General features: G+C 70.3%; 25 protein-coding genes. 1 reads left to right on the forward strand and 24 read right to left on the reverse strand.

The features are described from left to right. Positions 1-8: 8 nt before the first annotated feature. The 20 genes from ACIG0D_RS01560 to ACIG0D_RS01655 all read right to left on the reverse strand — a co-directional run bounded on the left by ACIG0D_RS01560 (position 9) and on the right by ACIG0D_RS01655 (position 16,636). Positions 9-374: a hypothetical protein gene (locus ACIG0D_RS01560; protein WP_399795579.1), complete on the reverse strand. Its 366-nt coding sequence runs from the start codon at positions 372-374 to the stop codon at positions 9-11. 14 nt (positions 375-388) lie between these two features. Further along, positions 389-742 carry a hypothetical protein gene (locus ACIG0D_RS01565; protein WP_399795580.1) on the reverse strand — a complete coding sequence of 118 codons (354 nt, stop codon included), beginning with the start codon at positions 740-742 and terminating at the stop codon, positions 389-391. Next, entirely contained in the window at positions 739-1,605 is an 867-nt protein-coding gene (locus tag ACIG0D_RS01570) for an N-acetylmuramoyl-L-alanine amidase (RefSeq protein ID WP_399795581.1), read from the reverse strand. Before ACIG0D_RS01570 ends, ACIG0D_RS01565 begins: the two co-directional genes overlap by 4 nt. Further along, complete coding sequence (locus ACIG0D_RS01575) at positions 1,605-1,907, reverse strand: hypothetical protein (protein WP_399795582.1); 303 nt, start codon at positions 1,905-1,907, stop codon at positions 1,605-1,607. The genes ACIG0D_RS01570 and ACIG0D_RS01575 overlap by 1 nt, the downstream gene beginning before the upstream one ends. A 65-nt stretch (positions 1,908-1,972) precedes the next feature. Next, the gene (locus ACIG0D_RS01580; protein WP_399795583.1) at positions 1,973-2,176 is read right to left on the reverse strand and encodes a hypothetical protein; all 204 of its coding nucleotides are present in this window, start codon (positions 2,174-2,176) and stop codon (positions 1,973-1,975) included. A 15-nt stretch (positions 2,177-2,191) separates the two neighbouring features. Then, positions 2,192-2,701: a hypothetical protein gene (locus ACIG0D_RS01585; protein ID WP_399795584.1), complete on the reverse strand. Its 510-nt coding sequence runs from the start codon at positions 2,699-2,701 to the stop codon at positions 2,192-2,194. A gap of 8 nt (positions 2,702-2,709) precedes the next feature. Further along, positions 2,710-5,199 (reverse strand): hypothetical protein, encoded by a 2,490-nt coding sequence (locus tag ACIG0D_RS01590; protein WP_399795585.1) that lies wholly within the window; start codon positions 5,197-5,199, stop codon positions 2,710-2,712. A 245-nt stretch (positions 5,200-5,444) separates the two neighbouring features. Further along, on the reverse strand, positions 5,445-8,486 hold the full coding sequence (locus ACIG0D_RS01595) for a phage tail tape measure protein (RefSeq protein WP_399795586.1): 3,042 nt from the start codon (positions 8,484-8,486) through the stop codon (positions 5,445-5,447). 214 nt (positions 8,487-8,700) lie between these two features. Continuing rightward, positions 8,701-9,228, reverse strand: a complete 528-nt coding sequence (locus ACIG0D_RS01600; protein ID WP_399795587.1) for a hypothetical protein — start codon at positions 9,226-9,228, stop codon at positions 8,701-8,703. Continuing rightward, positions 9,228-9,701 carry a phage tail tube protein gene (locus ACIG0D_RS01605; RefSeq protein ID WP_399795588.1) on the reverse strand — a complete coding sequence of 158 codons (474 nt, stop codon included), beginning with the start codon at positions 9,699-9,701 and terminating at the stop codon, positions 9,228-9,230. The genes ACIG0D_RS01600 and ACIG0D_RS01605 overlap by 1 nt, the downstream gene beginning before the upstream one ends. A gap of 10 nt (positions 9,702-9,711) precedes the next feature. Next, the gene (locus ACIG0D_RS01610) at positions 9,712-10,143 is read right to left on the reverse strand and encodes a minor capsid protein (protein ID WP_399795590.1); all 432 of its coding nucleotides are present in this window, start codon (positions 10,141-10,143) and stop codon (positions 9,712-9,714) included. Then, complete coding sequence (locus tag ACIG0D_RS01615) at positions 10,140-10,490, reverse strand: hypothetical protein (RefSeq protein ID WP_399795592.1); 351 nt, start codon at positions 10,488-10,490, stop codon at positions 10,140-10,142. The genes ACIG0D_RS01610 and ACIG0D_RS01615 overlap by 4 nt, the downstream gene beginning before the upstream one ends. 12 nt (positions 10,491-10,502) lie before the next feature. Continuing rightward, positions 10,503-10,823 carry a hypothetical protein gene (locus tag ACIG0D_RS01620; protein ID WP_399795593.1) on the reverse strand — a complete coding sequence of 107 codons (321 nt, stop codon included), beginning with the start codon at positions 10,821-10,823 and terminating at the stop codon, positions 10,503-10,505. Beyond that, positions 10,823-11,527 (reverse strand): hypothetical protein, encoded by a 705-nt coding sequence (locus ACIG0D_RS01625; RefSeq protein ID WP_399795594.1) that lies wholly within the window; start codon positions 11,525-11,527, stop codon positions 10,823-10,825. Before ACIG0D_RS01625 ends, ACIG0D_RS01620 begins: the two co-directional genes overlap by 1 nt. Beyond that, complete coding sequence (locus ACIG0D_RS01630) at positions 11,527-12,153, reverse strand: hypothetical protein (RefSeq protein ID WP_399795595.1); 627 nt, start codon at positions 12,151-12,153, stop codon at positions 11,527-11,529. Before ACIG0D_RS01630 ends, ACIG0D_RS01625 begins: the two co-directional genes overlap by 1 nt. Positions 12,154-12,168: 15 nt before the next feature. Further along, positions 12,169-13,683 carry a polysaccharide deacetylase family protein gene (locus tag ACIG0D_RS01635; RefSeq protein ID WP_399795596.1) on the reverse strand — a complete coding sequence of 505 codons (1,515 nt, stop codon included), beginning with the start codon at positions 13,681-13,683 and terminating at the stop codon, positions 12,169-12,171. Between the two features lie 28 nt (positions 13,684-13,711). Beyond that, complete coding sequence (locus tag ACIG0D_RS01640; protein ID WP_399795597.1) at positions 13,712-14,221, reverse strand: hypothetical protein; 510 nt, start codon at positions 14,219-14,221, stop codon at positions 13,712-13,714. Then, positions 14,221-14,742: a hypothetical protein gene (locus ACIG0D_RS01645; protein WP_399795598.1), complete on the reverse strand. Its 522-nt coding sequence runs from the start codon at positions 14,740-14,742 to the stop codon at positions 14,221-14,223. Before ACIG0D_RS01645 ends, ACIG0D_RS01640 begins: the two co-directional genes overlap by 1 nt. 11 nt (positions 14,743-14,753) lie before the next feature. Then, positions 14,754-15,818, reverse strand: a complete 1,065-nt coding sequence (locus ACIG0D_RS01650; protein WP_399795599.1) for a major capsid protein — start codon at positions 15,816-15,818, stop codon at positions 14,754-14,756. A gap of 17 nt (positions 15,819-15,835) precedes the next feature. Beyond that, positions 15,836-16,636 carry a hypothetical protein gene (locus tag ACIG0D_RS01655; protein ID WP_399795600.1) on the reverse strand — a complete coding sequence of 267 codons (801 nt, stop codon included), beginning with the start codon at positions 16,634-16,636 and terminating at the stop codon, positions 15,836-15,838. Between the two features lie 216 nt (positions 16,637-16,852). On the opposite strand from ACIG0D_RS01655, the gene ACIG0D_RS01660 reads away from it, so the two are divergent. Further along, positions 16,853-17,098 (forward strand): hypothetical protein, encoded by a 246-nt coding sequence (locus tag ACIG0D_RS01660; RefSeq protein ID WP_399795601.1) that lies wholly within the window; start codon positions 16,853-16,855, stop codon positions 17,096-17,098. Here the strand turns inward: ACIG0D_RS01660 and ACIG0D_RS01665 are convergent. The 4 genes from ACIG0D_RS01665 to ACIG0D_RS01680 are packed head-to-tail and all read right to left on the reverse strand — an operon-like array spanning position 17,095 to position 21,528. Continuing rightward, positions 17,095-18,210 carry a phage minor capsid protein gene (locus ACIG0D_RS01665; protein WP_399795602.1) on the reverse strand — a complete coding sequence of 372 codons (1,116 nt, stop codon included), beginning with the start codon at positions 18,208-18,210 and terminating at the stop codon, positions 17,095-17,097. The two genes, ACIG0D_RS01660 and ACIG0D_RS01665, sit on opposite strands and share 4 nt — an antisense overlap. A 12-nt stretch (positions 18,211-18,222) precedes the next feature. After that, positions 18,223-19,830 (reverse strand): capsid protein, encoded by a 1,608-nt coding sequence (locus ACIG0D_RS01670; protein ID WP_399795603.1) that lies wholly within the window; start codon positions 19,828-19,830, stop codon positions 18,223-18,225. Next, entirely contained in the window at positions 19,817-20,236 is a 420-nt protein-coding gene (locus ACIG0D_RS01675) for a hypothetical protein (RefSeq protein WP_399795604.1), read from the reverse strand. Before ACIG0D_RS01675 ends, ACIG0D_RS01670 begins: the two co-directional genes overlap by 14 nt. Further along, positions 20,233-21,528, reverse strand: a complete 1,296-nt coding sequence (locus ACIG0D_RS01680) for a PBSX family phage terminase large subunit (RefSeq protein ID WP_399795605.1) — start codon at positions 21,526-21,528, stop codon at positions 20,233-20,235. The genes ACIG0D_RS01675 and ACIG0D_RS01680 overlap by 4 nt, the downstream gene beginning before the upstream one ends. Between the last annotated feature and the right edge of the window lie 10 nt (positions 21,529-21,538).

The raw sequence follows: 21,538 nt of genomic DNA on the forward strand, positions 1-21,538 counted from the left end.
TGCTCCGATCAGAGAGCGGTCGGCCTGGCGTGCTGCGAGGCGGGCGCGGTCGGGGAGGCCGGGGAGACCTGGCCTCGTGTGATGAACATCAGGATGGAGAGGACGGCGCCGTTGACGGCTGCGGTGGTGGTGGGCTGTACCTCGTACCCGAAGGCGGCGACTGCTGAGGCCAGGGTGGCGATGAGCGTTGTGAACGCCTGCACGGCGATCGGCCGGGTGAGGGCGGCGGCGATCGCTCCGAGGATCGCGGAGACGCCGGCGACAGTCCAGCCGGCCTGTTCCTCGGTGAGGCCGACGTTGAAGGTGACCAGCAAGCCGAGGGCGGCGCTCAGGCTGTTCAGCCACAGCGCGGGCTCGCGTCCGAAGATTCTCATGGTGGTCTCGATTCCTAGACGGGCTGGGCCAGTTGGCGGCAGCCGATGACGGTTCCGCTGCTGTTGCGGACCTCGTGGTAGGGGACGAGCAGGTCGGATCGGCGTGGGGCGAGCGCGAGCGCGACGGGCAGCGAAACGATGTACGAGACGCCTTCCGCTCGCCGAGGCAGGCCCTGGGCGTGCCCGTACTGGACCAGCTCGACGGGGATGCCGTCGCGGTGCTCGCGGGACAGCGGCACGACGCCGAGCCGGGCGGGGCGGTCCTCGGGCTCGATGACGTAGCGGAGGCCGGGCTCCAGGTCGTCGAGGCCGTCGGGCCGGTCCTCCGTGTAGATGCGGACGGGGTGGGGCGTGAGATTGACGATCACGTCACCACCCGGAACCCGTGCCGGTTGCCGAGGCGGGTCAGCGAGTCCCGGCCGAAGATGCCGTCGGCGGGCTCGCCGGGCCGTCGGCCGCGGTAGCCGCACCGCTCCTGCCACTCGGACACGGCCGGCCGCGTACGCGTGCCGAGGCTGCCGTCCACCCACCGCTTCGCCAGCAGCCCCTCGCGGTACAGCGCGGTCTCGACGATCAGGCCCTCCGCCCGGTACGTCGTGCCGCCCTGCGGCAGCCCGGGGTCGCGGCGCTGGGCGGCCTGGATATGGGCCAGGCTCACGGTCGGCGGCTTCGCGGGGGCGGGCGGGGCCGGCGGTGCCGCTGGCTTTCCGGCCCGGGCGACGATGGCGGGCAGCAGCTCGGCGGTGAACTGGGCGGCGCGCTTGTCGCCGGGGCAGGCGGTGCCGGATGGCGACCAGTCCCGGTGCAGGCGGTGGATGCCGAAGCCAGGGTCCGCGGCGCTGCGGCAGGCCCGCAGTGGGATGCCGTGGGTGCGGTGCGCCCAGACGCCGAGGTCGGTCAGCGTTTCCAGCTGCTCGTCGGTCCAGGGGTCGGTCGCGCTCGTGTTGGAGGCGGTCTCGACGCTGATGGCGCCGGTGCCGTCCGGCCTGCGGTTGGCCTTGTAGTTGGCGTCGGCGCGGGTGGTGGTGGGGAGGTACTGGCCGAGCGATCCGTCGAAGTCGACCCCGAAGTGGGACTCCAGCGACGTGCTGTTCTTCCAGTAGGCATACAGGCGGTGCTCGTCCCACGGTGCCACGATGGAGTGGAAGATCAGCTGGGTGGGTCTGATGGTGGGCTGTTCGCGAGCCTCGGGCTGGAGTTCCAGCCGGGCCGCTTCCTTGTACCAGGCCATCACACACGCTCCGGCCAGGCCCAGGTACCGGGTTCGGTGCCCTCGGCGCGGGAGGTGGCCCAGTACACGTCGTTGCCGTCCAGGAACACCTGGGCGTTGACCGTGACCTGGGATTCCTGCCAGACCCGCACGATCACCGCCGGGAAGACGTCTCCTTCGGCCACCCAGTTGCCGACGTGACCGACGAACCCGGTGCGGTCGTCGGCGCTGCGGCTTTCGTGGAAGTCCTTGCGGCGGCGGTTGATCTCGTCGGCGTCGTGCTGGCTGACGGTGTAGTGGACGGTGCGTCCGATGGTCGGCATCACGGGGGTCTCCTGAGCATGAAGAAAGCCCCGGCCAGACGGCACGGGGCTGAGGCGGAGCAGGGTCAAACGGGCGAGGACGTGACCTCGTACCGCGTTGCGGCCACGGTCACGTTGGGCATCTGCGCGAAGACGGCCGTCACGGCGTCCACGACGTCCTGCTCGGTGACGCCGGGGAGGGAGCCGCTGACGAAGCGCAGCTCGACGGAGGCGCGTTGCTCGACGTCCGTCACGTCGTAGGCGAGGACCGCGACGTACGGGTAGTTCATGACTGGTCTCCTTGGTCAGGCCGCGGCCTCGTACTGCCCCCACACGCGAAGGGTGTCGCCGGACGCCCACGTCCACGGGGAGACCGAGTCGATGATGCCCAGGCCGCTGATCGCCGCGCCGTCGATGCGGCTGCTGGCCATCTCGTACTCCATCACCGTGGTGGTCGACAGCCGGACGCGGACAGCCATGCGGGAGCCAGAGCCGACGCTGGAGTCGGTGATCTCGCCCCACCCGGCGATCAGCGACGTTGCGCTGGCGGTCACCGGCAGACTGATCCGCCAGTTGTCGCCGCCGCCCGGGGCCGCACCGAAGTTGGTGGTCGTCCCGAACTGCACGTTCAAGGCGTAGAACACGGTCGTCGCGGACTGGGCCCACCTTGCGGTGATGACCGCGTTCCCGAAGCTGGGTGTGTTGTTGCCCGTGCTGGTAGTCCACACCGGCGTCCAGTCCGACCACGTCGGCGAGATCGACAACAGCCGGTTCGCGGTGATGCGCAGTCCCGGCTGCCACGGCTCGTACGGCACAGCACCTCCTACAAGGCGATGATGGTGGGATCGGCGAGCCGGACATCCGTGCCGGCGGTCTGGGCCTTGACGACGCCGTTGAGGCTGCGGACGACGGTGAACGTCTGCGGCGAGCTGCTGCCCGTGATGCCGGTGACCCGCATGCGCTCGCCGCCGACCTGAATGTCGAACGGGAACTCCGCCGGGTACTGAGCGCTCGTCACCCACACCGGGCCGACGGTGGCCGTCACCAACAGGGTCGTGGCGGTAGCGGTGGCAGCAGCGGCGAGCTGACTGCCGTCGGTGTCTACCCGCCCCAGCACGGGGTCGTCGACCACCCCGACGCGCCACGGGCTGCCCGGAGCGCACACGAAGTCGATCTCCCACGTCCTGGTACCGATGCGTTCGGTGTAGCCCTGCACGATGAGATCGACCGGGCCGGGCGGCAGCCACTCCGGCAGATCGGTGATCCGGATCAGGTCCCCCTCGGTGATACCGAGGACCGTCTCGATCAGCTGCGGCGCCTTGTGCAGCTTGATCGTCAGCAGCGGGTAGCGGGCCTCGTCCCACGTTCCCAGGTGCAGCCGCCAGTACGCGACGGGTTCGGTCAGGCTGTCGGCGTACAGGTTCAGGTCGACCGCCTCGTCGTACACGCCCACACCGTTGGGCGGCGCCTGCACAGAAAGCCGCCCCTCTTCCAGTACGGCGCGGGCGGAGCCGCCCGCCACCCGGTTGATGATGATGTCGTTCCGCACGGTAGACGTGTCGTCGACTGGCCGCATGGGCCGGGCGATGCCGGGTGCCCCGTACTGCAACGTGAGCGCAGGCGTCTGGTTGTAGAGAGTGGTGCGCGCCCGGTAACGCAGCCCGATCCGGTCCCGCTCCTCGCCGAACACTCCGCCGTCTGCGTCGGCGCACTCCTGGAGCAGCTCGAGCAGGGTGCCGGGACGCTGGGGGCCCATCGGCATGGTCTCCGACGCGGACCCGGCCAGCCGGAACGGCACGCCCTCCTCCTGGCACAGCCGTACCATCCGGGCGCCGGCGGTCTCGCCGTTGAAGGCCTGGTCCGCAGCGTTGAACGGTACGTCGGACTGCGAGTTGAAGACGGCCAGGTGGCCGAACCGCATCCCGTCCAGTCCGGTGCCGAACGAGGAGCGGACGTCGATGACGTAGCCCGGCGCTCCCGCGATCGTCGCGAGCGCCGCGAAACCGGTGCCTCCGATGATGATCCAGCGAGCGGAGTACTGCACGTTGCCGCCGGACTGAATGGCACGGATCTGGAGGCGGTTCCAGGCGCCCGTGAACTGCGGGGCGAGCGTCGTGTCCGAGGCGATAACGGCGTCCTCGGCGTCGAGCCCTTCGATCCACACCTGGTTGGTCGCCACGCGCACGCGCACGCGGCGCGCCGTTCCCGTGGTCCGCACCTCGAAGAGCGTGGTCTGCGCTGCGGGCATCGCGTCGAGGTTGTAGACCAGCTCGACCTGCCACGTGCCCGCTGGAGCGGGAGGCACTGGCGCCACGAACGATCCGCCGACCTGTACGACCGGCAGCGGGGACGAGCCGGGCAGAGTGTCGTCGGCGGCAAACTCAAACGCTGTCGGCGTGAACGGCTGAACTCCGGGGACCGGGCTGTAGACGCTGGTGGCGTCGGAACCTTCCTCCATCGGCCAGTAGGCGACTGGCCGGTACGAGGGGATGCGCCGGCGCAGGGTGGAGGCCAACGTTTTGGCGCCCTGGTTCATCCGCTCCAGGACGCCGGCGCCGCTGCCTTCGACGGTGATGAGGTCGCCCCGCCCGGACCATTCGGCTGGCCAGTCGCTGAATTCTCCGGCGAACCGGATGCGCTTGTTGCTGATCTTGGCGCCGCCGTTCAGGGTCCACGAGCGGCCCGCGCTGTCGGTGAAGGAGGTGACGCCGATCGTCTGCGTGGTGAAGTCGGGGCCGGCCACGACGACGCCATCGATGCCATTGCGGACCTGCGCCCTATGGAAGCGGCCAATCGGCCGGGTGAACGCCACATCGGTGGCATCGCCGATCTTCAGCGGCGTCGTGCTGTTGAAGATCGCGGTGGTGCCCGCCTGCACCACGTCACTGCCCAACTGCGTCCACGGCCCGGCCAGGGTCGGCGCCGTGTAGAACCGGATTGTGCGGCCACCTGCGCCGTTGTTCACGTCGAGGGTGGCGCGTACGGCCTGATGGCCGGACGGCGTTACCGGCAGGTCGATCGTGGAGGACGCCGACAGCACGGTCGTACCGTCCGGAGACCACTCGAAGTACATGCGGCCGCTGCGTGTGCCCAGTACCCAGGACTTGGTGCCGCCTGCGAGGTTCAGCTTCGCGATCAGCTGCACGGTCTCCGTGATGCTTCCGGGCTGCACGACCGTCCAGTTGAGCAGCGTGGCCTCCACGCGGACGTCGATGTCGCCCGTCACGTCGAGGGGTGCCGCGTCCGGGGTGATCGCGTAGTCGCCCACAGCGCCCGCGACATCCAGCCCGGGGAGCCCCACGTGCACCGACACCGTCAGCGGCGTGTTCAGGCCGATCTTCTTGTAGTACGGCGAACGCGGGTTGCGCGGGCTGTACAGGCCGTTCGGGCTCTTAAGGGTGAGGGAGCAGGACGCCGGGTCGACGGCCTGCCCCTCCGCTGACTGCCCACGGGTGTGGGTGATGATGTCGCGCGTCAGTGTGTGCTCGGTGACGTCGGTCAGCGCGTTCCCGATCTGGAGCTCGACGGTGGTGCCGAGTGGTTCGTCAGGGATCGGCATCAGCGGGTCCTCCTCCCGGTGAGTGCGAACGTCGCGTCGGGGCCGCCGACCTTGCGGATGCCGCGGCGCACCCGGCCCATCAGGTAGTCGTCCTCAGCCCGGCCGGACGAGCGCAGCTCCAGCACAACGCGCTGGGACGCGGCTGCGCGGGCGCGCCCGCTCGCCATGTCCCACGAGCCCGGCGCCGGCGTCTCCACGAGACTGGCCATGCTCCGGTTGACGGCCCGACGGCCACCCTCGATGCCCTGCCGCAGGCCCTCCGCCGTGTACGCGCCGACCTGCGCCATGACCCGGCTCGGCGACTTGATCCCCAAGGCCTTTTTGATCGCCTTCGACATGCCCTTGGCGATGTGAAGCATCTGCTTCTCGATGACCTTCTGCTGCATCTTCAGCCCGCGCACCAGACCCTGCCCGGCCCGGATGCCCGCCCCGTACATGGCGTTCCCGGCCGCGTCACCGGCCTTGCCCGCCGCGCCGACGAGCGCGCCCTGTTCCTTGTTGATGGCCTTGATCTGGTCGGAGTTGGCGTTCGCCAGGGCTGCCGCAGCCGACGAGCCCTGCTCGACCCCGGCGGCGGCGATCTGCGCAATCAGGTCCTTGCTGACGCCCTTCGCGCTGAGCGTCTCCAGGTTCTTGGCGAACTGCTCGGCCGCCGCCCGGTCCTGCTTCAGCCCGGCGAGGATTGTCTCGGCGGTCTGCGGCCAACCCCCGGTCTCCTGCTGGGTGATGTCCGCTGACTCGAGCACGCCCTTCTTCACGTCCGCGGCGAGCTTGTCGCGCGCCTTGATCTGGTCCGCGAGGCGCTTGGTCGCCGTCTTCAGCCGGTCGGCGAGCCGTGCCTCGCGGGTGGCGAGCGCCATCAGCTGCTTCGTGCCGGAGGAGATCCGGCCGAGGGCCTTGGAGCGCTTCTTCCCCGGGTTGAGGCTGTCGCGGACGATGCTCGCCAGCTTCGCGGATGCGGCCCTCACCTGCTTCGCCGACCCGGTCAGGCCGACCACCAGGCCCTTCGCGATCCATTTGCCCTGTTTGGCCGTGACCTTGGAAGGGCTCGCGATGCCCAACGCCTTGGCGATCGGGCCCGGGATCATCGACTTTGCCCAGCCGATCAAGGTGCTGCGTAGCCAGCTGCCCATCGACTGGATGCCGCGCCACAGGCCTCGGACTACGTCCTGCCCCTTGGTCACGAGCAGGTTGCCCAGCGAGCCGATCCCGGACGCGATCCGCCCCGGCAGGCCCTTCACCCAGGTGATGAACGCCAAGGCCTTCTTCACCGAGGCGTCCCGGAACGACTGCCAGGCGTTACTCGCCAACGAGGTCACGGCCGTACCGAGCCCCGAGATTGCGTTCGCTGCCCGCCCGGGGAGCCCTTGCAGCCACGTGGTCAGCTCGGTGAACTTACGGACCGCCCAGTCCTTGGCGTCCCCGAACCAGCCCGCCACCCAGCCCGGGATCTGCCCGAGCCACTCCACGGCCGCGAGCACACCGTCCTTGGCAGCCGAGATCTTGTCGACGACCCAGTCCCAGGCGGCGCCGGTAGCACTCTTGATCTCGTCCCAGTAGGTGACCACCAGCAGCACCAGACCGGCGAGCGCCATCACGATGCCCGCGATGATCCAGAACATGGGGTTGGCGAGCATCGCGCTGTTCATCGCCCACACGCCGATCGCCGCGGTGGCGAACGCGACCCCCAGCGCGGTGACGGCGGTGGCCAGGCCCAGTAGCAGCGGCGCGTTGTTCTTGGCGAAGGTGAAGAACCCGGACAGCTTGGGGATCACGGTGCCGCCCAGGAACTCCACCAGGTTCTGCTGAAGCGAGTTCTTGAACTCGGTCAGCTTGTGCGCGGCGTTGTCGCGGAGCGTGTCGCCGGCCTTGTCCGCGGCGCCTCCGAACGAGCCGAGCTTGCCTGTCGCCTCGGACGGGTCGACGGCCAGAAGCGCGTCCTGCATTGCGACGGCCTCCTCACCGAACAGCTCGACCATCGCCGCGCTGCGCTCGGTGGGATCCTTCATGCCGCGGAGCTTGTCCATCAGCTTGTCGAGCGCTGTCGCCGCCTCGGGTCCGCCGCCCGCCAGGTCCTTGGCCATCTGCTTGCCGTTGAAGCCCAGCTGGTCGAACAGCTCGGCTCCGTCACCGGCGTTGGCGGCCATCTCCTCCAGTGCGCCCGCGAACACCTCGGCGGACGGGGCGCCAGCGTCCAGGCCCTGGATCATGACGCCCAGGGCCTGCTGGCCGGTCAGCCCGAAGTGCGACAGGTTGTCGGCGGACTGAGTGATGGTCTCGCCGAGGTCGCCGAAGCGGTTGGCGCCCTGGTTGGACGCCTGGATGAGCATGTCGATCGCCTCGGCGGCGTTCTTCGCGAGGCCGTTGCGGACCATGATCCCGGCCGCGTTGGCGGCCTCGCCAACGTCCATGCCGAGGACCGTGGCTAGGTCCGCGACGTTCGTGGAGATGGACTTCAGCTGTGCGTTCGTCGCGTTCGGAGGGGCCAGGCCTGCGTTCATGACGGCCTTGATCGTGTCGGCTGCCTCCTGGAAGTCGGCGACGATCGCGTCCTTGAACAGCTCGCCCGCGAGCTGCCCGTACCGCTGGGCCTCCCCAGGGGTGGCGCCGAGCTGAGCGCCCATGACCGCCGTGATGTGTGCTTGGTTCATCGCCTCTTGGAAACCGGCCATGAGCGCGGCGCCTGCGGCCAGTCCGGCGCCGGCGGCGGCCATCTTCAGCCGGTCCATGCGCCCCGCGGCCTGGTCGACGGCCTGGTCGGCTCCTTCTTCCGTGCCTTCGGTGAGGCCTTCGCCAGCCGCGTCGCCTGCGGCGCGGCCCGCTGCGGCGAACCGGCCGCGGGCGTCGCGCAGTCGTCCGTCCGCGCCGCGGACAAGGCCGTCGCCGAGTTCCTCGCCCGCCTGCTCTCCGGCGCGTTCGGCGTCGTCGCCCATCTGCCGTCCGGCGTCGCGGATGGCGTTCTCGGCGCGGCGCAGGGCGGGGTCCACGGCGCGGTCGTCCACGCTGAGGATGGCGTTCAGCTCGCCGACGGTCAGCGCCACAGCTACCTCCTTCGGCGGGGGGTGTGCTTGGGGTCCTCAGGAGGTGGTGCGAAGTGCCGGTGCAGTCGGGTCTCCGCGCTGAGCAGACCGAGGATGCGGACCTGGAGCCAGCGCCACGTGCGCTGACGGAGGATGCCGGAGCCGACGTCGATGCCGTACTCGGAATGGAGATCAGCTTCGATGAGCGGCCACTGCTCCAGCAGCGCCGGCCAGGTCAGCTCCGGCGCCCCCGACCGCCCCTGCTTCGGCGCTGGGATGCCGCCCTCGTACCACTCGTAGAGGCCGGTGACGGGGTCGTACTCGCCGCAGCCGACGCCGAGGAGCCGCGCGACGCCTGCCGACGGCTCGCCCTGTTCGGCGCTTTTCCCGGCTGCTGGCCCGTCTTCCAGAACTGCTCGGCGGTCTCCTTGTCGGTGGTCACCCAGAACATGGCCGTGAGCGCGACGTGCTTGAAGGCGCCCCACTTCAGTTCCTTGCGAAGCTCGTCGTAGGCATCGCCGAGGCACATCCGGTACAGGTCCAGCTCTTCCTCGTCGTCGAGGACGGGGCTCTCTGGGGCCTTCCCACCCGCCGCGAGCCGGGCCGCGAGCGAGGTGATCCGCTCGATCCGGATTCCGTCCTCGGCGGACGGCTCCTCGATGCGGTAAACGCGGATCTGCCCGTCGCGTCCCTTCACGGGGAGGTCGAGGTAGTCGTCGAGGAACGCGTCGAGCGCCTCGAACGTGGTGCCGCCGCCCGCCATCAGGCGACCGGGTTCGTGATCGGCAGGAGCGGGCCGGTGCCGGTGAGGGTCATCTCGACCTGGTCCAGCGCGGTGTACTCGCCGCCGGACGGCGCCCAGGTGACGAGCGCGGTGCCCTCGTACGCCTCCGGCAACCCGTTGCGGTCGAAGTAGCGGACGTGGACCTCGCTCGCGCTGCCGAAGGCGAGGGAGGCGAGGCGGAAGGCTTCGTGCGTGGGGTGGTAGACCTTGACCTGGTCGTTGATCTTTCGGTTGATCGTGACGCCGAGCTCCCAGGCTTGGCCCGTCTTGGTGTTCTCGGCCCAGCCGTCGGAGTCGTAGGAGCTGGAGTCTTCGATGTTCGGCTCGGCGGACGGGTTGAACTCGGTGATGCCCGGCACCATCTGCCAGTCCGAGCCGTCCTTAGCGGCCGACATGTCGACCTCCAGCCGCCACCGTCGGGCGAGTGCGGTCACCGGGGTGGGTGTGGCCATTGCGGTCCTCCTAGTCGATCAGGTAAGCCCCGGACCTGGTCGTCCGGAAGTAGTAGTTGCTGGTCAGCTCCATCCGCCCGTGGGCGTCCTGACCGATCCACGCCTGCGACTGCCGCCACGACAGGGCCACGTGGATGCCGCCGCACACGTAGTGCTGGCGGTTGTGGAAGGCGTCGAACACGGCGTCGGCGAGGTCGTCGATCGCGTCCGGGTCGCGGCCCGCGCGCATTCGGAACTGCACGGCGGTGATCGCGTCGGTGAGGTCTGTGTCCTCGACCGGGTAGGCGGTGAGGCCGATCGCCCGGTCCGGCTCCTCGGGAACGACACCGCGGAAGATGCCGGTTGAGCCTGGTCCGATCACCGCGTCCGGGCTGTAGACGCCAACGGCGGCCTCCTGGAGGAGACCGCCGATGCCGTCGAGGAGACTGCTCGTGTAGCTCACTGCATCGCCCGCCTCAGCTCGGCGGCGATGAGCGCGGCGACCACCTGGCGCGACTCGTTGAGCGCGTTCTCCAGGTACTTGGCCTCGCGCCCGGGCGCGTGCCGGTAGTCCAGACGCTCATGCTGAACGACCGCGTACGGCGTGTCGTACGACACCATCCCGGTCAGCGACGGCGGGTCCACGCTCGCGGTCCCGGACCGCTGGAGCGCCGCCTCGTCGAGGGGTACGCGGTCGTTGCTGACGCCGAGGACGTGCTCGGCGCCGAGGTAGAGCCCGCGGGCGGCGGCGGCCCGCAGCTCGCGCGCTGCCGGGGCCCCGTCGAAGCGCAGCCGGAAGTTCTGCGGCACGTCACCCTCCCGCTACTCCAGTTGGATCTCTACGTGGTTGGGGGTACCGAGCCCGCGGCCGTCCCGCCGCGCGGTCAGGATCACCTTCGTGACCCGGCCCGACGGCAGCGTCACGCGGGACAGCGGCGGCACGTCCTGCTCCTCCGGGCCCGCGTACGCGGTGGAGGTCGACGTGACCTGCTCGCCGGCGGGCGACCGTACAGCGCGCGTCTTCTCGTCGACCAGGCAGCGCACCGTGCGCGCGGGCCCGTACTTGGGGCCCTTGCTGGTGTCGCCGAGGTATTCCTCGACCGTGATGGTGTGCACCAGGAAGCGGCGCGGGATGGCGGGCATCAGAAGCCTGACCAGGCGATCAGGCGGAACTTGGTAGCGGGCAGAGACTCCAATGCCCTCATCAGCCCGGGCGCGTAGTACGACGGGCCGCTCCGGTTGTCGCCCGCGCCGTACTGGAGCTGCACGCTGCCGATGCTGACGCCCTGGAGGGGGCCGGAGATGTCGTTCTCCACGCCGACCTCCATCCAGAACTCCGTCTGCGCGCAGACCGCCTCGGCGAAGGCCGCGGCGACCTCCGGGTCGGTGGGCATCCCTGCGGAGTCCACGTCGTACACGGCGGCCTTCAGGAAGTCGGAGTCCAGCAGCTTCGACGCGCGCCGTAGAAGCCTGGCCGCGTCCGCGGGCGGGTCCTCGGGGTCGAGGTAGTCGGCGAGCTGGGCGGTGGTGGCGTACACGCGGCCGGCCAGCGGCGCCTCGACGGTGACGGTCTCGGTCGCGGTGACCGGCGTCCCGGCCTTCAGCCCGGACCACTGGACGAGGTAGTCGCCCGGCGTGAGGGTGCTGAGGGGGGTCCAGGTGTAGCCGTACGAGCCGGTGCCGGGGTGTGTGACTCCGGTCGTGGTCGGTGCGAGCACAACGGTTCCGGTGGCGATCGACGTGATGGCGATCGACGGGGTGGAGTCGAGGTCGGTGAGCGGGCCGCCGTTGAAGCTGTACCACTGGGACAGCAAGGTGATGGGGCGTCCGGCGATGACGGTCGGCATCAGCTCACCGCCACCGCGAGAGACAGCGCGCCGGTGGACGTGTTGGCGGCCGGGTTGATGGTAGCGGGCAGGGCGGTCAGCCCGGTGCCGTTGACGGCGTACCTGAGCGACGCGGCGGTCAGGTTGAGGTTGTTCGCGGTCGCCGAGGCGCCGGCGGTGCGGGCCAGGATCGGCGGGGTCGTCGCGTTGAACAGCAAGGCCACCCAGTAGCGGCCCGCGGCGACCGCGAGGGGAGCCACGGCCGGAGAGCGGGGGCCGTTGGCTGCTGCCTCACTGTCGACGCCCACCGAGGCGAGCCGGGCGCCGGCGCTGTCGTACAGGCCAGCCCAGCACTGCCCCGCCACGATGCCGGACCCGGCGGTGGTGTGCACCCACCACAGGCGGCTGATCATGGCGGCCGAGCGGATCCAGACGGCGGCGAGGTACAGCGTGCCGGAGACCGCGGCGGACGTGGATCCGGCGAGGCTCGGGTCTGCGGACCAGGCGATGAGTCCGTGGTCGGCGGGCTGCGGCTGGGACGGAGCGGTGAGCGGCACGCCGCCCGCGACGACGGCGGGCGCCTTCAGGGTCCTGCTGGTGGCCAGGGCGCCGCTGCGGTCGTAGGCGAGGTCGATGTCCTGGAGCATGGCCAGCGCCCCCTTCTACAGGTAGTTGCGGATGACGTCGCCGACGGGCAGGACGGGGATACCGCGCGCTGCGATCGCGGCCATGACCGCCTGGAAGTCGCTCTGCGAGCACTGGGTGGGGTCGGCGGGGGTGCCGGTGACGATCTGGTGGAAGGTGAGGATCAGCCAGCTCCCGTTGAGCTGGCAGCGGTCCAGGGCGCCGCCCGGGCCGGTCAGCTTGCTCACGTTCGCGGGGTCGTTCACGCTGATCGCGGAGCTGATCGACGACAGGGCCCGCATCCGCTTGGGCATGGCGGCCGGGAACATCTCGGTGGAATTGAGGTAGTTGATGCTCCGGCCGGTGGCGAAGTACCTGCCGACCAGCTGGTCGACCGGGACGCCATCCGTGGTCCGGCCGAACTGGCCGCCGGGGTAGGCGAAGGCGTCCGAGGTGAACTGATTGGTGACCAGCCACGACTTGAGGTTGCGCAGCTCATCGTCGACCTGCTGCGCCGTGAGCGTCGGGTAGCGGGCAGTGTGCGCGGCGGCCGTGAAGCTGTGGCCGGCCACCTCCCAGCCCGAGAGATCCTGCACGGCGCGCAGGTCGGCCAGACTGACCCGCCCGGTCTGGCCGATGGACTCGGCGATGCTGTAGGTGGTCCCGCGGTACCCGTACTGATCCATGGCCGGGCGCGCGTACTGGTGGACGCTGTACCACGAATCATCGAACGTGATGCTGACGACCCCGTTGGGGAAGGTCGTCGTGGTGTCCGGGATGATCTCCACCGATTGCAGGTGCGCGGTGACGGTGCCGCCTGCGGTGTCGATGATCTGGAACATCATGTCCGTGAAGCCGCTCGTCACGGACGGGACACCGTTGGCGGAGATGGAGTAGCTGCCCAAGGCGGCGTTGACGTCGGCCCACTGCGCGGTGACCGTGACCCACTCCCCGGACTGGATCATGGACGTTGACGAGGTGGTGTTCCACAGCCGCCACTTGAAGTAGTTCGCCAGCGAGGACGAGCCGACGAAGAAGTTCACTGACGCCACGTTCCTGATGTCGTCGATCTTCAGGACGAGACGGATCGCCTTGCCGGTGAGGTCGAACGACGGCTGCCCCAGCCGGGAGAGATTGCCGTTGCCGCCCGCGCCGTTGCTGGTGATCGTCGCGCACTGGGTGCCGCGTACGAACGTCGACGTGTCGTTCAAGTTGGACGACGACACGCCGGACGCCGTCCACCCATGCCCCGGCTGGAAGAGCTGGCTGTAGCTGCTCGTCCGCCAGGCGGGCAGCCGGAGTGAGGGGCCCAGCAGCGGCAGCGCCCAGCCGCCAGCCGTGAGACGCCCCTGCACTGCCAGGTTGCCCGTGACCGTGCCGCCGCTGGTCGGCAGGTAGTCGTCTACCTGCTCATCGACGTAGCCCCTGGACGCGGCGCTGAGTGGGGTGTCCGGGGAGGAGTCCGGCAGTTGCAGTTCGCCGGTCATGGTGTCGCCAGCCTTGTTGATCTTGCCGGGGTCGCCGGTCGACGACGTGTAGCCGGTGGCTGCCATATGCCGTCCTCCTCTCCTGGAGCGCGGGCTACGCGGACGTGCCGACGATGCAGATGTCGTAGCTAACGGTGCTGCCGCCGCCGCTGTTGGCGAGGCGGAGGATGTCACCGGTCGACGCGGTCACGCCGTACGTCGTGGCGTCCGCCGCCCCGGCGACCGCGGCGAGGACCGCGCCCGGCCTCAGCGTCACCGTGCCCGTCGCGTTGAGCAGCGTGGACCAGGCGTTGCTGGCCGCGTTGCCGACGACCACGTTGTTGTTGTTCGCAGCCGACGCAGCGACGAACAGCCCCTTGATCCTGGCGAAGGTGATCGTCTGCCCGAGCGCGTCGGTGAGGACCCCGGCGAGGTCGAGGTCGTCGGTGCCCGAGGCGGCGATCGTCCGCCGCGCCTGGAACACGCGGTCGGCCTTGCCCGCGCCGGTGCCGGAGCCGAGCGTCACCGCCCGGGACAGGCCCGCCGGGATACGCGCCGTACCGAGCCCGGACGCGCCGGACAGCTCGGTGAAGGCCGAGACGGCGAGCGTGCTGGAGAGCGCCATCAGCTACCGCCCCCGTACCGCTCGACGAGCTGCTCCTTGGTCATGGAGCTGTGGTCGGTCCCCGGCTCCTGGCGGTCGGCGTAGGCCACCCACTCCGCCTTGGACGCCGTGCGGACCGGACGCCCGGCCGACTTCTCGTCCTCGATGGCGGCGGCCTCCGTCGCCAGCTCCTGCCCGGGCGGGGTCGGCGCCTCCGGGGACACGACCTGACGGCCGTGCGGGTTCGCCACCCCGGCATTCGTCGGGAGACCGGAGTCGGTGGCGCGCGGTTCGACCGCACCGTCGCGCAGCGAGCCGCCCTCCACCGTGGCGAGGCCACGCGGGTCGACGGGCTCGTGCGGCGCGGCCAGCTGCTCCGGCGCCCCGCCGTCCACGCCGTAGCCGCGCCGGCGGAAGTACGCCAGCGCCGCGGCTGCCTCCGGGTGGTCGCCGTCCACGGTGGCCTTGCCCCTGCTGAAGTTCACACCGGCGACCTCGCCGGAGAACTGCGGCTCGGGGGCGGTGATCTGGTACGTCGTCATGGTGCTCCTCCTCAGCTGACCTTGACGTTGCGGAGCACGCCGCACGCCTTCGTGTTGCGGAGCACCGCGGCGACGGGCCCCATCTCGACCTCGCCCCTTTTGACGGCGCCGGGCTGGGTGAAGTCGGGCATGAACGTCTGCACCAGCGGCTGCCCGGCCACGCTCGCGCCGTGGAAGGCGTCCAGACCGAAGCTGACGGCGTACAGGTCGGTCAGGCCGGTGATGTTGCCGCCCGCTCCGGCGCCGTCGGGGTCGCGGGTCTCGATCGGGATGATCGGGGCGGTGCCGGTGTGGTTGTCGCCGAGGTCGACGAGGGTCCACGGGCCGTACGACTCGATCTGCCGGCCGAGGTCGTCCTTCGTGGCCGTGTACAGGCCCGCCCAGCGGGCGAGCGCGCGCACGCGGGTGATGCTCACGGTGTTGCCCAGGATGGCCTTCACGCCCGGGGGCAGAGCGCCCGCGGTGCCCTGGTCGCCGCCGCCGGTCTGCGAGGGAACGATCCGCGACAGGAACGCGTCGAGGTGGTCGAGGGCGGCCATCGCCTTCTGCTGGTCGGTGATGGTGCCCGGGGACCAGTCGGCGTAGCCAGACGTGCTGCCGCCCGTCGGTGGAACGTACTCGGTGGGCTGTCCCACCAGGATCTTGTCGAGGCCGTCGAAGCCGTCCGCGTCCACGGCGGTGTCGCCGTTGATCAGTTCCTCCTGGAAGCGCGAGCGGATGCTCGTGAGCTTCTGCTGCATCTGGAACATGATCTCGTTGGTCGCCGCCGGGCCCAACTTCGCCAGGATCCGGTCGACCTGGAACGCGCCGCCGAGCGGCTTGAGGTCGACGGTGTACCGCTGGCGGGTCGCCTCGGTGGGGCTGTACTCGGTGTTGACCGCGCGGAAGTCCGCGCCCGAGGCGCTCACCAGGCGCGTGTAGCCGTAGGTGAGGGTCGAGCCGCCGGTGCCGGGGGTGACGGTGTCGTCGAACACCATCTGGTCCAGCAGCCAGCTGTACCTGCGCAGGTTGTCGATGACGGCGTAGTCGATGTCCGCCTGGGTGTTGAGCTGCGCCTGAGCGAGCGTCACGGGCATGGGAATTCTCCTGAGGTTCAGGTCTGGTAATGGCCAGCGATGGCGCCTGCGAGCCCGCCTGCGGCCCGCTTCTTCGCGGCGCCTTCGCCGGTGCCGCCGGACAGGTCGCCGCCGGACTTCCCGGCGGGCTGGGCGGCTGCGAACACGGTGGGGTTGTCCTTGACCGCGTCCTTGATGGCCTGGTCGAGGGCGGACTGGAAGCCCTTCTCGGAGGGGTCGAGGCTGGAGATCGCCTTGAGAAAGCTGCGGGAGTCGAGGAGTGCGCCGGCCTTCGCGCCGAGCTTGTCCGCGCGGGCCCACACCGACAGTTCGACGTCCTTCGCGCGGAGCGCCGCCTCCTTCTCGGAGAGTGCGCTGTCCTTCTGCGCGATGGCTTCGGCGAGCGCCTTCGGGTCCGGCGGGGCGTCGTCCTTGACGAACCCAAGCGCCTTGCCGAGCTGCTGGGTAATCGCCTTGACCGCGTCGTCCGCGGCCTGCTGCTTCGCCGCGGTGCGGGCCTTCCCGGCGTCACGGCGGGCCTCGGCGAGTTCCTTCTCCAGCCGCTTGACCGTGGCCGCGAGAGCCTCGCTGTCCTTGCCCTGACCGCTCTTGCCGGTGCCGCCGTCGCCCGTGCCTTGGCCGCCGTCGCCGCTGCCGGAGCCTGCTCCGTCACCGGATCCGCCGCCGTCGCCCTGGCCGCTGTCACCGTTCCCGCCGCTGTCGCCGGATCCGGAGCCGTCGCCGTCCCCTCCGTCCGCGTACAGGAACGGGGAGAAAGGGCCGGTCGGGTACGGGTGTGCCCACCCGCCTGCGAGTCGGGGCAGTGTCCTCTTCCGCATGTGCCCTCCAAGGGCTGGTGTCGCCCGCGCCCGGCGGGCTCGTGGAGATCGGGCCGCGCCTGGCGGTCCCGGGGGATGTGCTCGCAGCTCGCGCCTGGCGGGCTGCTCAGGAGTGACCCGCGCCTGGCGGATCGGTGATGCTCGGCACCCGCGCCTGGCGGAGCCGAAATTCGAGATAAGGCCGTCCGATTAGCCCACTTGGGCTACCGTTTCGGCATGTCTGTAGAGATCAAGTTCATAGGTTCCGAGGACCCGTTCCGCTACGAGGACGGTGAGGGCCGCGAGTACCGCTACGTCATCAATGACAACGGCACCCTCTCGATCTTCGAGAAGGAAGACGGCGGACGCATCGCCAGGAACGATGCTCCGATCGCGGTCTACGGGGCCGCCGCCTGGTTCAGTGTCTCGGGCGACCCCCGGACGACTGCGGACGCTCCGACTCCGAGGGTCCGCACCTTCTAACGGGGCCCCGCGAGCTGTTCGCGACGTGACTTGCGCGGCAGCCCGGTCTGAGCGACCAGCTCGCGGACTCGCCCTTGATACGCCCGCACCTTCACGTTTGCTGCCCTGCGGTCCCGCTCGTCTACCGCAGCGGCAGCGCGGCGCTTCCACGCCCGCACCTGCCGCTCCAGGTAGCGCTGCTGCTGCGTCTGCTCGTACGTCGCCCGGGACGGCGGCTTCGGCCGGGGCCGGGTGAGGCCGGGCACGTAGATGCTTACCGAGTGGCGGCAGTTCGGGTGGAGCAGCCCTCCCGCGCGGGCCTCCGCGAGGCTGCCCGCCACGCGGACCCGCACCGTGCGGCCGTCCTCCGTGGCGTGCTCCATCTCCACCACCCCAGCCCCGGACGGGCCCTCTCTCCGGAGGATCTTGCCTTCCCAGGGCTTGCAGCGGTCGCACTCCTCCGGGGCGTCCGACACCACCACCAGCTCGATCCCCGCAGCGGCGAGCCGATCGGTGTGGGCCTGCACGGCCGCGCGGCCCACAGCGGACCGGGTGGCCATCTCCACGTAGCTCGTGAGGTTCCAGGGCCGGCCGCGCCGGTCCACGAACCCCGTCACGCCCCGGGCGGCGAACTTCGCCAAGGCCCGGGCCGCGGCCTGTCGCCGGGTCTGCGCGCCGAGCAGCGGCGCCGACGACGCCTCCGCGATCACCTGCCGGTACACGTCCAGCCCGGTGCGCAGCATCCGCAGGTGCGCCGGACCGGTCTCCTGCACCAGCGCGGCGGCGAGCCGGTCCACGGCAGCCGCAGCCGGCAGAGCCTCAGCGGCGGCGAGCGCCGGGCCGGTGGCCAGCGCGCCCAGCTCGGCGACGGCGGCCTGCTGCCCGCGGTCGTACGCCTCGGCGACGGCCTGGTGGATCGCGCCGGCGGCGTCGGCCTGGAGCACGACGATGATCTCCTCGATCGCCGAACGGAGGTTGCCGAGCGCGGCCAGCTTCAGCTCGGTCCATATCGGCGAGTCCAGGCCCTGCGCGAGCGCCCGCGTGACGCGCTCGATGAGCGCCAGCTCGGCCTGCTCGTACAGGGAGGACACCGCGGCGGCGAGATCCTCGGCCATGTCGGGGCTGACCGGCATGCCGCACCCCCGCTACTCCTCGGCGCTGTCGTCCTCCGACTCGGCGTCGTCGGCCGGTTCCTCGCCCTCGTCCGGCTGGGCGCCGAAGTCGGGCCGGTCCGCGCCGAGCCGGGTCGGGTCTTCCACGAGGCGGCCGGTCTCCTTCAGGATCCGGTCCACCTCCTCACGCTGCTCCCGCTCGTCCCAGTCCGGATGCAGCATCGCAACCTTCGTCTCGACCGACGCGGCCTCCGCCTGCTGCAAGAGAGCAGCGGTCTCGGCCAGGGTCTTGATGTCGTCCTGCACGCTGTCCTGGAACACCACGTCGGGCCGCTCCACCTCAACGCCAGCCACGCCCCGGAACATGCCGGACGCCTCCAGCATCAGCAGCACCTCGACCACGTCCGCGATGCCGGTAGCCGCCAGCTCCGCCTTCCGCGCGCGGGTGGACATCGACCGCGCGGTGCGGGCCTTGATCTCCGTAGCCGTGGCAGCGGGCCCGGCAGAGTCGTCGCCGAAAGTGTTCCCGGAGTAGCCGGCGTTCCTGATGACCTTGCCCACCAGCTCCTCGATCGTGGCCCGGTGCTCCTCGTGCCGGATCGCGAACTGGTTCAGGGTGATCGGCTGATCGCTGGTCGGCGGCACGTTCATCGGCGCGTAGATCTCGCGGTCCTCCCAGACCGCGCCCATTCCGGGCCCGTTGGCCTGGAGGTAGCCAGCGGGGACGATGATGCGGCTCTTGGCCAGGCGCACGTCGCGCATCCACGAGGTGTACGCCTCGTCGATGCCGCTGAGGAAAGTCTCCGCGCCCTGGTAGTCCGATGTTCCGAGACCGGCCGCGCCGGGGATGTCCCGCCAGTCTGGGGCGAACATGGTGTTCGGGATGTACGAGCAGGCGAGCCGGTTCCCGATCGGCAACGCGCGGGCGGGCAGGAGCTGCTTCGTCTGCTGGAACGCGCCGAGGTCGACGGGCTTGCCGAGGGTGTCCTCGGTGCCCTCGTACACGCCGTGCAGGATCACGCCGGGCTCGTGCCGCTCCAGGTGCCGGACAACGCGCTGCCCGTCTGACTCGATGACGGTCCAGAACGTGACCGCCTTGAGGATGTCGCCGTGCGCGAACTCGGGGGCGGCGCCGTCGGCGTGGACCAAGCTGATCCACGGGCCGGGCCGGACCTCCTCGTCCCACACGATCCGCAGGTAAGACCCGCCGAGCGCCGCCGTCGTCTCGCCGGAAGCGATCAGCGTGCGCTTCATACCGAGATCCATGAGGTCTTCGAGGCGCTGCTGGGTGTCCCTGTTCTCGGCCTTGAGCGTGGGCGGCTCGGAGTACAGCAGGTCGCTGCTGGTACGGGCGATGTCCCGGGCGAGCGGCATGTGGAGGTTGGCGCGCTTCTCGCCGAGCGGGGTGGGCTCGCCCCAGAACCAGCGGGCGATCGTGCCGACGAGGCCGCCGCGGTACTGGCTCGGCCGGTTCTGCACCAAGCCGACCTGGCCGGGCCCGTAGGAGCGGGTGCCGCGGTTGCGGTACCGGTACGACAGGCGATCGGGGTTGGCGGAGAACCAGGCGGCCCAGTCAGCCATGTCGGCCTGGATGGCCGGGTGGATAGGCGGCCACGCGGTGTTCTTCTCAGGAAGCGGCACCGTCCACCTCCTCGGCGAGATCGACCAGCACGTACCGGCTCTCGACGTCCTGGGGGCGGTCCTCCACATCGAAGCGGCAGCCGCTGCACATGACCGGCTCGCCCTCGTTCAACTGGCCGCACATGTGCCGCCAGGCCTTGGGCCGGTCGGACCCGCCGTACGGCTGCTCAGCCGGAGGCGTCCACCCGAGCGCGATCAGCGTTTCCGCGGTGCGCTCGGGGACCGTGACGATCATCTCGCCGTCGATTTGGGCAGTGGGCACCAGCACGTCGAGGACGACCAGCGCCATCTCGTCGACGCGCGCCCCGAACGTGATGCCCCTGACGCCCTCGACCCTCTCGCCGTCGAGGATGACCTCTCCGCGGCCCGGGCCGGTGACGCTGATGCTGACGTTGCGCTGCTTCACGCCGCCACCTCCAGGGGAGTCGTGGGCAGCAGGTGCCGCCACTCATTCACCGAGCTGTGCAGCCCGTACCGCAGTCCGTCCACGCTGTGGTCGTCGACCTTCAGCGGCTGGTCGATGCCCTTCTCCGCGGCCTTCGAGTCCCAGACGTACGAGGGGAGTTCCTCCAGCAGGCCCGTGCAGGAGCGGTGGATGGAGAGGATGTTCGCGCCGAACGCTGTGGACACGGAGCGGATGCCGTCACGTACCTCGTTGTCCGCTCTCGCGACACCGGGTACGCCGTCCGACCACAGCTGCGTCATGAACGACGCCGCCGACGGGTCCACGAAGATCCACGACGGGGTCACACCCTTCTGCCCGCGGTGCTCGTACGACGCCAGCCACCGGCGTACGCCGAGGCTGTACTGCGCGTCGGTCAGCTGCCGCTTCGCGATACGGGAGTCGTGCCGGTACTCGGAGGCGACGTACAGCCGCTGGTCCGCGCCGATCCCAATCAACAATGCCGCGAAGGGATTCACGGTGCCGTAATCCAGGCCCACGCACATCCACCGGGAGACCTCGGGGACGATGTCGACGACGTGCCGCTGCTCGTCGAACGCGTCGTAGATGACGCCCTCGGCCAGGCACCACTCGCCGAGGATGTACCGCCGGAAGAACAGGCCCTGATGGCTGCGCTTCAGCGAGTCGACGTAGGCAGCCGGCAGGCTCGGGTTGTCGTCCAGGACGAACGAGAACCGATGGACGTCCAGCGCGTCCGGATCCTGAGTCTCCACGACCGTGCCGTCACGGCGCAGGTGCAGCCGGGCCCGGTCGAGGATCTGTCGCTTCAACCAGTGATTCGGCCCCTCAGGGTTGGTCGTGCCGAACCACTGCGCGCCCTCAACGCTCAGGCGAGTCTCCAGCATCCGGAAGAACGACTCCGGGTAGGTCGTCACCTCATCGAGGTACGCCCCGGCCAGGGTCAATCCCTTGATCTTGTCGGCGGCCCGCTCATCGTTCGCGCCGGCCACGTAGATCGTGCGGCCGAAGATCACCACCTCGCCTGCGCCCGCGCGGTAGTCGCACCGCTTCACGCCCACCATCGAGACGATGACGTCGATGATGTTCCGCTTCAGCGTCCGCTCGGTCTTCCCGACCATGAGCAGCGCGCCCGGCGGGCCCGTGCGGATGTACCGCAGCCACACCATGATCGAGCCGATCGTCTTGCCCGACCGGACCGCGCCCTCCCACAAGTTCCCGCGCGCTGCGGCCAGCTGAGCCGCGCGCAACGCCTTCCCAGCGAGGGGACTGAACATCGCCGCCCCC

The organism is Streptomyces sp. NPDC052773, from assembly GCF_044547145.1.
Classification (GTDB): Bacteria; Actinomycetota; Actinomycetes; order Streptomycetales; family Streptomycetaceae; genus Streptomyces.